Origin of the sequence: uncultured Alcanivorax sp., assembly GCF_947258575.1 — a bacterium.
Lineage (GTDB): Bacteria > Pseudomonadota > Gammaproteobacteria > Pseudomonadales > Alcanivoracaceae > Alcanivorax.
Genome location: NZ_CAMYIV010000012.1, coordinates 134648 through 150892, shown reverse-complemented (window position 1 = coordinate 150892; position 16245 = coordinate 134648). Strand labels below are relative to the sequence as shown.

At 59.2% G+C, this 16245-nt stretch carries 7 protein-coding genes; all 7 read right to left on the bottom strand.

What is annotated here, in order from left to right; translation table 11 throughout:
• Positions 1 to 251: 251 nt before the first annotated feature.
• The 7 genes from Q0Y02_RS14115 to hflK all read right to left on the bottom strand — a co-directional run bounded on the left by Q0Y02_RS14115 (position 252) and on the right by hflK (position 16220).
• Positions 252 to 3119, bottom strand: coding sequence for a hypothetical protein (locus Q0Y02_RS14115; protein ID WP_297769790.1), 2868 nt, complete (start codon positions 3117 to 3119; stop codon positions 252 to 254).
• Positions 3120 to 3123: 4 nt separating this feature from the next.
• Entirely contained in the window at positions 3124 to 3708 is a 585-nt protein-coding gene (locus Q0Y02_RS14110) for an OmpA family protein (protein WP_297769787.1), read from the bottom strand.
• Positions 3705 to 9980: a hypothetical protein gene (locus Q0Y02_RS14105; RefSeq protein ID WP_297769784.1), complete on the bottom strand. Its 6276-nt coding sequence runs from the start codon at positions 9978 to 9980 to the stop codon at positions 3705 to 3707. The genes Q0Y02_RS14110 and Q0Y02_RS14105 overlap by 4 nt, the downstream gene beginning before the upstream one ends.
• Positions 9981 to 10087: 107 nt before the next feature.
• Complete coding sequence (locus Q0Y02_RS14100; protein ID WP_297769782.1) at positions 10088 to 13033, bottom strand: hypothetical protein; 2946 nt, start codon at positions 13031 to 13033, stop codon at positions 10088 to 10090.
• A 163-nt stretch (positions 13034 to 13196) separates the two neighbouring features.
• Positions 13197 to 13667, bottom strand: coding sequence for a hypothetical protein (locus Q0Y02_RS14095; protein ID WP_297769779.1), 471 nt, complete (start codon positions 13665 to 13667; stop codon positions 13197 to 13199).
• 325 nt (positions 13668 to 13992) lie between these two features.
• Positions 13993 to 15051 carry a protease modulator HflC gene (gene hflC / locus Q0Y02_RS14090; RefSeq protein ID WP_297769776.1) on the bottom strand — a complete coding sequence of 353 codons (1059 nt, stop codon included), beginning with the start codon at positions 15049 to 15051 and terminating at the stop codon, positions 13993 to 13995.
• Entirely contained in the window at positions 15051 to 16220 is a 1170-nt protein-coding gene (gene hflK / locus Q0Y02_RS14085; protein ID WP_297769773.1) for an FtsH protease activity modulator HflK, read from the bottom strand. The genes hflC and hflK overlap by 1 nt, the downstream gene beginning before the upstream one ends.
• Positions 16221 to 16245 lie beyond the last annotated feature (25 nt).

Here is a 16245-nt window from a genome sequence, read left to right as displayed (position 1 = left end):
CTCATTATCTTCGCTCAAGACGTCGACAAGCAGATCCAGGGGCTGCCCTTCATACGTGGTATTGGTACCAAACCGGTAGCTGGCCACTCCACAATCCTGGCCAGATGTAACACTTCTCGTTCCACTCAGAGGAACACTGACGCCCCATGCCTGTTGACTTAAAAAAAGCGATATCAACAGGACAAAAAACACCCCGCACGGCATACCCGCTAAAAAAGGATTGTTGTAAGAAGGGTTTCTGTGAGCCATTTTCATTCCACCCGTAAGCCGAAAATCAGCATGGCGGCTTCGCCGGGACCCAGCAACCCAATCTCGGCAGACACATCGCCAGTGGCTGCATCCGCTGGTTCCACCACGCTGCAAACACCCGCCGGGGCTTCACAGCTGGTTGCTGCTGCCAACATGCTGGTGAATGGCTGGGTACGATCGTTGATGATGACCTGATACATAGGCTCCGCGCCGGTGTTGGTGGCGGTCAGACGATAAATGACGCACTGCTCGCCGGGAGTCACTTCGAAGCGAGTGAAGACAAAACAGTTGTCGCCGCTGCATGCGCCCGGGCCATCGGGAATACCATCGCAATCCGCATCCAGGGCTTGCTCCTTGGTGATGGCCACGTCGGTGTTGTTGGTTGTAGTGGTATCCGTTGCGGAATCGCTAACACTCTGGCTGGCGCCCTCAGCGTTAGCGGTGAGCGTTTTCACATTGGTGATGCCGAAGGCCACGGAGGCCGGAGCAAACACCTTGGAAAAAATAGCCAGGCTTTCACCCACATCCAGAACGCCATCGGCGCCAGCCGTCTGCAGTGCCACGCCATCTCCGATTACCGTATCTGTCGGGCCCCAGACCCCATCGCCATTAGAGTCTTCATAGAGCACCACGGACCAGCCATTGTCGGACGCCGCATCCGGAGCGGCCGAAAGCAGCACATTGCTGAGCGGCACATTGCCGGTGTTGGCCAGTTGATGGGTATAGACCACCGAGCTACCCGGCTCTACCTGCCCCACCTGATCCGGGGTCAGGGCCAGGGCGGGGCCAGCCACCACTGCCACCGCATCCAGCTTGATATCGCTGGCGCCGCTGGTCGGCGACAAGGCACGGAAATACAGATTTAGGGTATCGCCGCCCTGTGCGTTTGCCGGTGCGGTTACCCGGGCACAGATCCGACGATTGTCGCTGGCAGGGATCAGCCCGGTGTTGTTAAGCACCGCGCCCAGTGAGCTGCAATCGCCGTTGCCACCGTCGCGATAAAAACTCACCTGCCAACCTGCGGGTAACTGCCCGGGGGCAAAATCCATGTCGCTGACCGCCAGGACATAAGAGTCCTGCCGCGCGCCGGTGTTATTAACCACCAGCTGCAGAATGGCCTGTTCCCCCGGGGCCACATTAACTGTCTGAACCGGCGCCGCCTCCGGGCCCGCTCCTTCACCGGGGGCACTGCCATTCACCGGCACATCATTGGTCAGATCCACGCTGTTGGCGAGAATGCTGAGGAGGATATCGCTGACCGCGTTAGTGACCTGAGGGTCGGTGACAGAACGCGCTATTTTGGTGACTTCAAAGGGACCGCCCAGGGCATCCGGAGGCAGGGTGGCCTGCATTACCACGCGTACCCCACAGGCCAAGTTAATGCTGTCGGTCACGAAGCGGGGCGGGCACTGGCCGCCGGCATCCGGCAGCGGGATCGGCCCGGTATCAGCGACACCATTGCCATCGGTATCCACCAATGGCGTACCACCGTCGCTTTTGTACAACTGGAACACGGTTCCCGTCGGGAAAGGGGCAGCCAGAGGCGCGCCAAGTCGATCCTCCGCCGGGTCCACCAGAACATCGAAAGTGTCTTCGCCATCGCCCCGGTTCCAGATCACGTTGCTGAACGATGCCACTCCACCCTGCCCCAGGCTGGCCAACTCCACCCGGTTACCGGTGTTGCTACTATCATCCTCGCCGGTCAGGCTATCGGATTCGCTGTTGTTGGCCACCACGGCGGGCAGCAGAGCTCGCTCGATAATCCGGTAATCCACGGTGTTGCTATCAAAGGGCCCAAAGGAATTGCTGCCGTCGCCATTCTGATAATTCAGCGTTGCCAGGTTACGCACCCGGTCGCCGGCGGCCAGCCCTGCATCAATATTGACGTCAAAGGCCAGGGAACCCACCGCTCCCGGTGGCAGCTGGGCAATGACAGCACGAACCCGGTCATGGCAGTCGCTGTTTGCCGCACCGGTATCGTAGGCACAGTAATCGATCAGGTCCGGGGCACTACCCTGGCTGCCATCGTCACCGTCATCGGTCAGCACGGTGGCGCCGCTAACAGTCCAGCGTGCCGAACCCGGCACATAGGTCATTCCCGCATTTACACCGTCCACGGAAATCTGCGGCAGCAGATCTTCGATTTCCACCTGGGTGGCAACCTGATCGGACGGATTGCGATAGGCCAAGGTCACCGTAACCGGCCCTGAGGGCGAGCGACCCTGGCGAACACTGAGGGATTTGACCACTTCCAGCACCGGCCCCTCGATCAGGTTGATGGTGTCGGTATTGGCTGCCGTCAGGGCGGCATTGGTGTTGCTGGTAGCGGTGACGTCCAGCGACAGGGACTGCCCGCTAATGGCCACGCCGCTCACCTCGGCTTCGATGACCAGCGCAAAGCTGTCACCGGCCAACAAGTCCGGGGTCGGGGAATCCCAGCAGCCATCGGGATCAGTATGGGTAAACAGGGGGGCGCCGCTGTCCGCTTGACCATCGCCATTGGCATCCGGGAATACAGACCAGGCAGCGACATCCGCATCAATGCTGTCCAGGCAGAGCTGGTAGCGATCCCGGCCATTACCGGTATTGGTCAGGGTGTGAGGGAAATACACCACGCCCCCCGGCAGCGACGGCTTGCTTTGCGCGCTGACCAGTTCGATGCCGGGCACAGCCTGTATCAGGGTTTCCACCAGGTTGGAGGTGACACGCTGGGTCTCGGCCAGCACAGAACAGTCATCATCCAGACAGGCCCGGTAACTGGCCGATGCCTGATTCTTGATGACCGTTCCCGCCGTCGGTGCCGCCGCCTTGACTGCCACGGCAGTCAACAGCAGCAATACTATACCCAGAGACTTGCGCGTCACTTTCATCCCGTTACCTCACCGGCTCGGGTGCCACGAAGCTGTCGCCGCCGCTGCCCTGGAAATCAACCCGCAATACCAGCGGACGACCTTGCGCATCCAGTGGCATCAACTCGACCCGCCGATTGACGATGCGATCCTGCTCGCTGTCGCTGGGCAGGATCGGCAGTTCCTTACCTAGCGGTGCCTTTTTGATCCGCGAGGAATCCAGGCCATTTTCCTGCAGGTAATCGCTGACCTGATCCATACGCTTCTCGGCCAGTGCGCGGTTATAGGCCTTGCCGCCCAGCTGATCGGTAAAGGCCTGGATGCTGATTTGCAACGCCGGATACTGCTTTAAAATGACAAGATTGCGGTCGAGACGCGTCACTTCATCCTCAATCAAACCGTACTCATCAAAACCGAAATACACCGCCGGCTCCCAGAGCTGACCTTTCGATTGGGACGCCAGCGCCGTGACCATCACCATGCCGGTGTCAGTCACGGTGGCTTTTACCGGACACACTTCTTCGTACTCGGCATACAGTGCCTCGGTACTGACACAGCCAGACAAACCTGCCGCCAGCATCATGTATGCCGCCATGACCAAACGGTTCATCGCGCGTCTCCCATATAACTGCGCTGCCCGGCAGCCTTGCTGCCCAGCCAACCCAGATCATCTTCATCAAACTTGTATTCCAGGCCGATATACAGGCCTTCCACGTTATAGCCTTCCGGATCCAGGTCATCATCGCGGAAACCGGAAAAATTGTAGCCAACGCCCATACGCAGATTGCGGCGCACCAGGGCATTGACGCCAACGCCAAAGCTGTAGCGGCGTTCGCTGACTCCTTCAGTGGTCAACGCGCCGCCATGCAGATCCAGATCAAAACGGCGGGAAATGTCCCAGATAATACGACCATCGGCCACATAGGCATCGGTATCCACATCCAGATTGCCCAGCTCGGTCTGCTGCCACTTTGCACCAATCCGGCCGGAGAAAATCCAGTCGTCATGGGGCTGGAAATTATGGTGGTTGGAGACAATGTGTACGCGCCGATCACTGGCGGCTTCGCCGCCCCACTGGGTTTTCCATTTGTACATGAACAGCATGTGGTGGCGATTATCCAGACGCGGGCGGCGAGCCATGCCCAGGGTGACAATATTGTCGCCCTGCTTGGGCTGGCCATCGAAGTATTGTAGCCGCAGGTCGTCACGCACTACGGCAGACCAGTCCAGATTGACGCGCCAGATGTTGGCAGCACTGAAGCCGTAGTAGGTGCGCTCATCGCCGAAGCGGGTTTCCACCCGGCCCAGAGTGCGGCGATTAGGGTTACGTTTGTCTTCTGCCGCCAGCGACAGGGCAGTGGAATCCTGACTGGTATTACCTTCCAGGGTTTCAATCCATTCCGCCGACGGGCTGAAAGTCAGGCCCGGTTCGATTTCGAAGTGCGAACGTACCCCGTTGGCTGCTGCAACATCACGACCGTCCTGCGCACCGCGCAGGCGGTACTCGGAAAATACATCGGTGCTACGACTGAGCGCGGAGCGTACGCCGAAGGTAAACTGGCGGGTCTCCACGTCGTTGTTCAGCAGGTTGACTCCACTGAGACTGTTGATCAGCTCATAGCGGCTGTAGAGGCTGGTCTTGTCGGTAATCCCCAGATCCGCATCGGCGGCAATACGGCGACGATCACGGTCATTGAAGGCCTGCTCGTATTCCGAGCCCACGGTCAACGGCTTGCCGAACAGGCGCGTCCCCTGGCTGGCACCCAGAACCCAGGTTGCGAAGCGGTCTTCCCCTTGGTCATCTTTCTGCTCGATGCCCCGGGCCCCGGCACGTAACTGGGTGGCACCGATCTGTTTCTTGCCGATCAGACCCAGGCTACTTTGCGCGTCGTCGTTTTCCAGGGACTGGGAATGCACCGCTTCCACCTGGGCGGACAGACTGCGCGACAGCACCTGCTCATGATCCAGACGCATTTCTTCGCGGGATTCAGCAATGCCAGCCGCCGGATTACGGAAACCCTCTTCCGCCCGGGCCCAGCGAAGATCGGTGCTGGAGCCATCCTGCCAGCGCCATTGGCTGCCCAGGCTGATCGCCCCACCTTCGCTATCGTCATCATTGTTTTCCATGGTGGCTGACGACGCATAAATACTGTTCTGATCGGTGAGGGCGTACTCCGCGGCCACGCTACTCAGGTCGAAGCCTTCGCTTTCATGCTCGTCGCGGGTGCGGCTGGCGCTGACAGTCAGTTTGTCACTGAGTTGGTAGCGGAAGCGGGCGCCCAGTACGTTGTACTCCTCGGCATCAGAGGCTTCCACGTTATAGCTGGCACGGATGAATACCGGATTCAGGTTTTCATCCACGGTGGGAATGACGTCATGAAAACGGATATCGCCAGTGAAGTAATTCACCGAGTAATCCACGTAACGGGTCAGTGGCTGAGTGGAAATCACCAGCCCCGGATTGCCTCGATCGCGGACAATCAACTCCAGGGTTTCGCTGTCGCGAGCCGGACGATTGGCCAGGGTGAACAGCAAGGCGGTACCGTTACCGGGAATTTCCTCGCTGACTTGTTCATATTCCGGCCGGGCGCCGAACACCTGGAAGCGGGCCCGGTCATTTTCGTAAATGGCGTTAAGGCCGGTGAGGGTACGCTGCACCCGACCAAGATCCTGGAAGTCGTAATTAGGGTCGGTCAGGTAGTCGCCCCATAGCAGACTGCTGCGATCTTTTTCCAGCTTGGCGTACAGCTTGCTGCGGCTGCGCGCATCATAACCACGCACCGAAGCATCACCGGCAATGGGATAGGAATCTGACGGGTTCAGGTCGCGGCGGATCTCTTCATCATCATCCAGATCATTATCCGTATCGTAGGCCAGCGTCAGGTGAGCACCACCGCGCACCGCCCCTTTGAGGAAAACGGCACCGTTGGCATCCAGTTCTTCTTCGGGCAGTGAATCGCCAATCTCCGTGGGCGCATTACCGTTATCACGCAGATTGCCACCAAAGCCCTGACGCAACTGCACATAACCGGTGGCAACCAGAGGCCGCATGGGCGCTACCTGCTCGACTCGCGCCGTGGCGACAAAGTCTTCCACCAGGGCTCGCAACCGGATCGGTCCGGTGTATTCAGTACTGCGCAGGTGGATCATGCCTTCGCCATCGCTGACTCGCATCTGGTGACCCGGGTTATCCGGCTGCAGATCCTCTTCCAGCCAATCGCCCTTGTCATGCTCCAGGGTGACAAAATAGGTGCCCCGCGCCGGATTACCACGGGCATCGAGCATACGCACCTTGATCGGCAGAGTGGAACGACCGCCATCTGCCGCCAGGGTATTTTCCGCTGGTTCCAGCTCCAGGCTACGTGGGGCTTCCGGGCGCAGAATCTCGGTGCTGGCAAGCACTCGCTTGTTGCCAAAAGGATCCAGGGCTTTTACTTCAACCTGGTTGTCCCCCTCTTCCATTTCCACACCGTACCAACTCAGCACCTGAACCTTTTCACGGCGGTTAAGCACCTGCTCGCCCAACTGGCTGCGCGGTACCTTCTTGCCATTCACATACAGCTCCGGCTCCACACCGGCGCGCACCACTACCTGCAAACGACCATCCCGGCTGATACCGTCCTGCGGCCATAGCCAGGTACCGGCGACGCCCTGCTCGCGCGTCACTTGTGCCGCCATGTCCTTGGTGTCGCCCATCCGGGCGTCAGCCTCCACCGCCATATTTTTCTCCAGGCCGGTTGCCGGCTGACTGCGGCTGACCTGATCCCAGACTTCCGCCAGGTTCGCATCACCGGTCTGAGTGTACACACCGCTGCCCAGATCGCCGCCGCCATCGGCCTGGCGTAAGCGGTTATTCACATTGCTCTGGCGCAACGGATCAAAGCGGGCTGCCTCATCCAGCATCCAGTCACCGGAGAGCGATGCATTGCGGGCCTTCAGGTTTTCGACGATGGCATCACGCTGATCCACTGGCGGGCACATGGCTGCGAAGTCCGCCCGGTGGTATTCCCCCGGGCGCAGATCCAGGAAGCGGCTTTGCGGATCGGCGGCGTGGCGGTTATCAATGGGCTTGAGCTTCAGCCCTTGCGGCAACGTCAGCGGATCTACCTTGATGGTGTGCAGCCCCGGGCGCAGACCATAAAGACTGTATTGCCCATTTTCATCGGTGATCACCCAGGAGCCATCGGACAGATACAGCTTCACACCACCCACCGGGAACTCGCCGTCGTTCTGCAGATTATTACAATCGTTATCCACGTAGACCTTGCCGAATACCATGGCCCGGTCCGAGAGCACACCTTCGTTACGCACCTGGACTTTCGCTTCGCCCTGATTGGAGAAGTAAGTGAACCCGGAAGCGGTGTTGGCCTGAGCCGTAGCACGGTTGATGCCGTCACTGTCCACGGCGCCGGCCGACAGGCGCAACCCGTAGTGCAGCGTGACGGTACTGCCCGGCTGCAAGGGCAACGGCTGAGGCCCGCTGGCGGTCTGTTGCTGGATCAGGAAGGTCAGCTGGTTACCGCCGTTGTTGGCAGGCGCGGGAATCTCGATGCGCTGATCGTTGATTTCCAGCCAGGCACTGTCTTCGATATAACGGAACCCATAGGGAAGCCGGTCAACAATACGGCCAGCAAACAGCTCCGCATCATGGTTACTGGTGAGATCAATACGGTAGGCCAGCACATCTCCCACCGCTGCACGCTCCACTTCTACCTGTTTGTCCAGCACCAGAACCCCCGCAGTAGTCGCAGCGGACGGGTCCAGCGGGATATCCACAAACACATCGGCCAGCCCCAGCAGAAACGCGCCCTGGTTATTCACGCTGGCCATGCGTGCAGCCGCCCGACCCACCGGCGCTGCGGCTGCGTCATAGCCACCCAGACCGTAGGAACTTTCCGAGATATTGGCGAAAAAGGTTTTTGCCGCATCCAGTGAAACAGTGGAGGGAAAGGTGTAACCCTCGGGGGGAACCACATCCAGATAATAGCAGTGCCCCGGCGTGGCCAGCGGGAACTGATACCGTCCAGGCTGCTGGGTATTATCTGCAGCGGCGGTGTTGGTGTTTTCCCTGGGCAATACGTCACCGGTGAAAGGATGCAGCGCACGCTCGTAGGCACTTTCCGACAAGGCAGCACAGCTGGCGGCCCCCGTGCCAGCCAAAGGCTGACGGGACTGAAAAAGGGTGACGACCGCCTCAGGGAGCGGGCGTCCATTACTGGAGTCGAAGACCGTCCCGGCCGGGTCCACCGCGGCCAGGGCGGTAACCGTCTGCACATTCACGACACTGCCATCCGGACCGAAGGTCGGCACAGTGAATGTAGCGGTAATACGATCTTCCGGGCCGGTCTGCAGTACACACCCCAGACCCAACACCTCATTGAGAGTCGTGCTGCCAGAGTATTGATCCAGATTATTCGCATTGGCCGTTGCCGGGCACAGACCACCGCCCCCGGAGCGCGTCTCGTTGAGAGAGAACGGGTACACACTGCGGAATACCCCGGTATTAACCCCGGTCTCCTTGACCGCCATGAGCAAGGTATCCCCCGTCAACCGGGACGTTAGCGAGACTTCCAGCAGCCGCGCCCCACCCGGTGTGGTCTGCACAAAATCCTGGTCGGCCAATACCTGGTTCAGCTGGGAAGCGGTGAGCCGCAGGTAGACGCCATCAAGCAGAATGCGCTGGCTTTCCTCCGGCAACAGGGGATAAATGGCCGCATCAACAAAATCACTGTCCTCACTGTGGACAGGTGCACGGTTCTGCTGGAAGACCGCATTCGAAGGGCGCTGGAAAGTAATGCCCGGCGACAGGGTGGCGGCAATGCGATGGCAGACCCGGTTACTTTCCACATCAGCCAGACCGTCGCCCTGCAGATCCACAAAGGCGCGGTTGAACAGCATGGTGCCCTGGGTCAGCCCGCTGTTGATCTGCACCTGAAAGGCGAAGCCGCCACTCTGGTTATTACGAATCTGATCCGCCGGGATAAGCAGACCCAGGCGGTCAACCGTGCCATTGCCATCCCAGTCGGCATAGCGCTGCCAGACATCCGGCCCATCACCGGCAAAGTGCACCAGAGCTTGTGCCTGAAGTGGGGCGATATTGCTGATCGCCGCAGGCATCAGGCTGACGTTACCCGGCAGCGAGTCTTCGATCAGTACACCCTGCTCCTGTTGGCCCGACACCTGCAGCATTCTTTCTACCGGCGCGGTGTTGCCCACATTGGTGACCGACACCTGATAATCCAGTATCGCGCCTTCCTGCTGCGGCACATCACAGCTCTGGCTGGAAGACTTGCTGAGCACGAGGGCTGCGCCATCACCGATCACGATCCGGTCCAGCGCCGTATCAACCAACGTACCATCCAGCTGCGACTGACCCTGTAATGACAAGCGGATTTCATCACCGGTCTGCAAGGATGCCGGCACCGTGCCACTGATCACCAGGTTAACGGTCTGTCCCGCCGGCAAGGAAGCAATCCCGGTGATCGCCGGTTCGCCCGGATCGGCAACCCCGTTGCCATTGATGTCGCGGTAGACCGACAGCCCCTGCAGATCACCCGCGTCGCCCCCCAGATTAGCCAGGTTCAGGGTGTAGCTGTCGGTCACATTTCCGGTATTGGTGAGCGTATGTTCGATACTGACGGATTGGCCCGCAGAGGCCTGGCGAGTCTTGTCCTCATCCAGCTCAAAGGCGGGACTTTCCCCGACCATGACCCGGGAAATATTGGAGCGCACCACCACTACCCGCCCTGTCAGCGGATCGAAATAGCGCATTTCTGCCTGATTCAACAAGGCTGTGCCTGGCGCCGTGGCAGCATGCAGCAGCACGCTGGTCAAGACCAGCATGCTGACAACAGCAATGCGAAGGACGGCAAGCAGTTTCATTAAGCGTTCAGTACCCGTTGTTATATGCCTCAGGGGCTTTTCCAGACCCGGCGCACCGGCCCTGGAAAAGCCCTCCCCCTAAGGGGAGGGCAATGCCTGGGGGAGCGTTAGTTCACTTCGACACAGAACTGGGTACGGGCACTGTCACCCGACACCAGCTGGCCAATTTCCCACTCCACCACCGGCAGGGTGCCGGTATTGGCGGTGGTGGCGCTGTCAGAGGCACGCACCGCATCGTCCGCCGCCTGGAAGGTGGTGAACTCGGTGGTCTCATCAGTGATCACCACATTTTCTGCAGTGGTTGCACCTTCGTTGGTGGCGGTCAGCTGCCACACGACACACTGGCCAGGTTCAACCTGGGTGGATTGCACGGGCTCAAAGCCACCAGCAGGCCAGGTTCCACCGGCACAATCACAGGCGGTATCGACGGCTGCCTGCTTGTCCAGACGCACCTGGCCCACCACCACTTCTGTGGTGTCGGTGGCGGTATCGGACACATTGGCGTTACTGGCGGTCAGGGTGTAGCTGTCCACGGTGCCGGCAGGCGCATTGGACGGCGCGAATACTGTGACGCGAACATCCAGACGCTGGCCCGGCTCCAGAGTGATCAACGGATTGGCACCGGCATTGTCGATATCCACAAGAATGGTGTTGCCGTTGGGGGTACGCACTGCCAAATCGTTGGCGGTGGGCAGGTTATCCAACTGCACCCAGGAATCCGGGGTACCATTACCGGTGGTATCAATGAACAGCTGAGTGTTGTTGTTCCAGCCATCTGCGGCCAGGGAGTTCGCCCCGGAGATTTCCACCGCTTCGGTGGTGTTACCGCCGTTGGCAATCACATGGGTGTAATCCACGTTACCGCCTGGCTGCACCTGGTTGGCGCCATCCGGAGACACGGTGATGTTGCGGTTGGCAATCACATCCACCGCATCCAGTTTCTGGTCGCTGATAGTGCCGTCAGAGGCTGACACCACAGTGAAGCGAATCGGGTAATCGCCGTCACCATCGTTGGTATCCACAGCACCTGCGCCAGTGAAATCTGCCGCAGCCTGAGCCACGATGGATGACACCTGCACTTCGGCTTGGTACTGGTACACCGCCCCTGCAGGCAGGTTCGGAGTAGCGGTTACCACGTTACCGGCATTGCTGGTGTTGTCAGCGGTACCGTCAGCGTTGGTATCCACGCCCACCTCACGGAAGGTCACCGCCCAGCCAGCAGGCAGGTTCGCGCCCAAGGTGAAAGATTGGGCATTACCGGAGTTGTTGGCCACAAACAACGGGAAGGTAGCAATGCCACCAACAGCGACTTCCGTCGTAGTGGTCGGGGCTGCCGCATTAAAGGGATCCGCGTCGGTACCCGCATCAGTCAGATCTGCAGAATGGCTGTTAGCCAAATCCACTGCCGGGGCAACGATTTCATCCAGCACTTCCAGCTTGTCATCGTTGACGCTGTTGTCGCCGAAAGAGGTGGCAACCATGGTCGCGACAAAGGGCCCCGTGCCGCTGACACCAGCAGGCAGCTGCGCACGGACGGTGATGCGACGATCCGCACCCGCCGCAATGGCGCCAGTATCCGGCACACCATTACCGTTGGTGTCCGTCAGCTGGGTATTGTTGGTCGCGTTCCAGAAGGTGAACAGCGTGCCCGCCGGGAAAGCCTGGGCACCAGCCGGGACTGTGCCCGCGCCGCCGTAAGTCGCACCGGCATTGTTATTGATGGTCAGGTCAAACACGTCACTGCCGTTACCATTGTTGGCAACGATATTGGCAAACGCCACCACAGCGCCGGAGTTGGCTTCATCCTGCAGCGCAACGTCGTTCAGCGTCGCATCGGCATCGGCCGCATCGCCGGTATCGGTTGCGTCCACGGCATAGGTCTGCTGGATAGTGGTGGTGGTGGTGTTGGATGTGGACGGGTCATCCGCATTGCCGTCGCCATCCAGATCCCCTTCTGCCGCAAAGGTGTTGCGGATCTGGGTGCCAGAGGCCAGGGTGCCATCAAAATCGACCTTATAGACCACGGTCACGGTGGTGTTAACGCCCATGATGGCATCACGGAAGTTGATACCTTTCAGGGTTTCACCGGTGGTACCGTTACCGTCCAGGTCCACACCCGCCGGTTCGGTCACGTCAGCCAGATCGGCAATGCCCGCATAAGAATGGGGCAGGGACTGCAGTGCACCGGTGCTGTCCAGCCACTGGTCACTGCTGGAGGCGAGCAGACCGTTTACGGAAACGATTTCCGCGAAGGTGGCATTGGCAGGAATCGGGTCGAAGATGTCCACATCTTCCGCCGCCCGGCCACCGTTGTTCTTCACTTCCAACGTATAGGTAATGGTGTTGTCGGTGAAGTTCGGCACCGCGGTCTTACTGAGCTGCAGTACCGCATCGGTGGTTACCGTCACCACATTGTTGTTGGTGTCGTTACCGTCCGGGGTGCTATCACCGTCAGCGTCATAGGTACCGGCGTCGCCGTTGGCACCGATATCCTCAACGGTACCTGCACCACCACCGACAGATTCCACCAACAGGGTGGACTCGATGGTATCGCCGGCACCGGCACCTGCTGGCACTGGTACGGCAACGATCAGCTCAGCCTGCTGGCCAGCGTTCAGGTTGATGTTGGTAACCGCAGACTCACCGGCATCGGGCACGCCGTTGCCGTTGGCATCCAGGTAAACGGTGTAGGTAGAGGCGCCGGTGGCAGCATCCAGACCGGCCAGACCGTCAACGCTGAAGCTGTCATCCGCGTTACCGGTGTTGGTCAGGGTATGGGTGAAGTAGACAGTTTCACCGGGCGCACCGGATTTGCTGCCATCGTTCTCCAGGGTGGCCGCGTAAACCTCCGCCACGGTAACGGTGGATTCATTGGACTGCGCCGAATAGCTGTTGCCGTTGGCGTCCTCGTAGGTCACCGTCGCCCGGTTGTTAATGTCGGTCCCGGCAGGTGTCAGAGCCAGTGTTTGCCCGGCGGCAAGCACCAACCCCAACCCCATCACCGAGGCAGACACACGCGCAGGCAACAGGCCCCTTTGAAAGGCGAGTTTCATGGCTGTTTCCTTTAATTGGAGTTTAAGTTCGGACTACTTCTGATCTGAAAGCCTTGCCAGAGCGACCCTCCACACACGGTGTGAGCCACTCCCCCAGTGCGACATACAAGTCGCTCGCACAAGACTTCCCGGGCCCGGGAGGGCCCTGATCATGTTCCTCCGGCTACTGCACCTTTACCCGGTACCGGTATTCCAGTGCCTGGCCCGGCTGGATTCCGTTTTCCGGAACCCAGCGCAGCTGGGTGTAATCGCTCGGAGGGACAATGACGTTCTGTGTCTGGCCGTCAGGGCCAGTGAGTGTTCGGGTTACCGGTTCTGCCTCAAAGCTGCTGCCATCGTCGATGCTGACCATAAATGCGGCGTCCACATCGGTAGCGGCGGAATCCTTGAGATAGGCGGTATTGGCGGGGATCGGCCCAGTAATTTCCAGGCCGGAAAGCGGTTGTTCGGCTTTGTTGGTGTAAATCAGTCGATATTCGATAACATCACCGGGAGAGGCCTCGTCGGTGACAGTCATTACCTCCTGGCCATTTTTTTCAGCAACCAGATAGGTTTCCATCTTGCTGGACAGAGGGCTCTCTGCCCACAAGGTCGTCGTCCAGAACAGCAAAGCCCCAAGAATAATGCGGTTCATCTCGTGATCCCCTAAGGTTCTTGGCAGGCTTTTCCTTCTGGTCCCAACACCAGCTCGCAGGCATCCTGCCGGATTTACTATTGCCAATAGTTGTTTTTCGTAAAAAAAAACATGCAAAGTGTGACGCGGTTCGAATTTTGCACTTTTTCTGTGTTGTTTTCATGTGAACTTTGTAAAAAGGCAATATAAATCGCCTTACATTTTGACCCAAATCAAGAAAAAACAAGCAAAAACAATGACATCCGCAGTAATACAAAAGCCGTACCCCCATAAAAAAACCCGCCGAAGCGGGTTTTTTTATGGGGGTACGGAGGAGTAAGGACGACTACTGCCCTTTTGACCCCTTCAGATAGCGGAAGAACTCGCCATCCGGCTCCAGAATCAGCACATCTTCCTTGTCCTTGAAGCTCTCCTTGTAAGCCTGGAGGCTGCGGTAGAAGCGGAAGAACTCCTTGTCCTGATTATAGGCCTCGGCATAGGTGGCCGCCGCCAGGGCGTCACCCTCACCACGGGTGGCCTGGGCCTTGCGGTAGGCCTCAGCCAGGATTTCACTGCGCTTGCGGTCTGCACCAGCACGGATTTTCTCCGCTTCCTCGCGACCCTGGGAACGGTGAGCCGCTGCATCACGCTGACGCTCGGCACGCATACGGTCGAACACCCGGCCACGTACCTGGTCTGGCCAATCCACCTGTTTCACCCGGATATCGACCACTTCAATACCCAGATCCTCCATGGTGGATTTATTCACTTCTGCACGAACCTGATCCATCAGTGCTTCGCGCTGGTCGCTGGCCATTTTTCCGTCAGCAGCGTCGCTGATCAGCGGTTCGCCCTCTGCTTCCCGGATGATGGATTCGTCCAGCTGATCCTTCGGTACCTCGGTCACCTCACCGGTGACCGGGTCGCGCAGCAGTGCCTTGTCGCCTTCCAGTTTTTCCACGTTGCTTTCACCAGCAACCACCTGGAACACCGTGCGTGAGGCAAACTCGTTACGCAGGGCTTCATTGACCCGTGGGTCCAGCAACTGCCGAGCGCGGCCTTCCATTACCTGAGCATTGGAAGAGCCACCGCCCACACTGACGATGTAACGCTGCACATTATTGATCCGCCAGACCACAAAGGCATCCACATTGAGCAGCTTCTTCTCTGCGGTCAGGAAAGACTGGGTAGCCACGTCGTACACCAGGGCACGACCGTCCACGCGGACCACTTCTTCGACCATAGGCCACTTGAAGTAGATACCCGGTTCGATATCGGACTTGTCAATTCGGCTGAACTGCTTGAGTACTGCCTTTTCGGTCTGGTTCACAATAAAGAAGGAATCCAGCGCCAGCAGCGCCAGAACCCCCAACGCCAGCAGCGCCAACCATCCACGATTATTCATTAGCGCAACTCCCGGTTTGGTGTGCTGTAGAGGCTGCGAGACGCCTCGCGACCACTGCCGCCGTCATCCGCACCGGCCGATGACGTGCTGCTCGGGCTGGCACCGTTTTGCTGCGGTGCCCTGGCCTTGCTGGCGCCACCCTTGACCAGCTGTTCCAGTGGCAGATAAATCAGGCTGTTGCCCTTATCCACATCCACCAGCACCTTGCTGGTAGCGCTGTACACATCGGTCATGGTTTCCAGGTAGAGACGCTCACGGGTCACTTCCGGCGCCTTGCGGTATTCTTTCAGCAGATCGGTAAATCGCTCTGCATCACCCTTGGCGCTGTCGATCAGACGGTTCCGGTAGGCTTCCGCCTCTTCTTCCAGGCGCTTGCCCTCACCCCGGGCCTGGGGGATGACCGAGTTACGATAGGCTTCCGCTTCCTTCTTGAAGCGATCTTCGTCTTCCTTGGCCCTGGACACATCGTCAAAGGCATCACGCACCGCATCCGGTGCCTGGGTCTGATCCAGTACCACCTGCTTCAATACCAGGCCGGTATCGTAACGGTTCAGGTACTCATCCAGACGCTCACGAACCTTCACCCGGATCGCTTCCCGGTTGTCCTTGAGCACATCATCCATGGTCGCGGAACCCACCACATGGCGCAGGGCCGAGCTGGTGGCGTGCTCCAGAATGGTTTCCGGACGGGCCACCTTCAACAGGAAGGGAATCGGATCCAGCACCTGGTACTGCACCTGCAAGGTCACGCTGACAATATTGGTGTCGCGGGTGAGCATCGCCTCAGTAATGTCGTAGCGGCGATTTTGCTCCACGTCGACCTTCTGGAATTGCTCGATGATCGGCGCACGCCAGCGAAGACCGGGATCCACGGTGCGGTTGTATTCACCAAAACGCAGCACCACGGCGCGTTCGCGCTGATCCACCTGGAAAAAGCCGACCAGGGCGTAGACCACCACGCCGATTACGGCAGCGATAATCAATACCGGCCAGGGGGAACCGCCCCCACTGCCGGAGCTACCGCCGGACTTGCCGCCCTTGCCACCGAATACGCTGTTAATTTTTTCTTTCAGATTCTTCAGGGCTTCATCCAGATCCGGCGGCCCCTGGTCACCGCCTCCACCCCAAGGATCCTTCGGCTTGTTGCCGCCGGGTTCATTCCACGCCATGTAGGTCTCCAATCGGTCAGGGCGC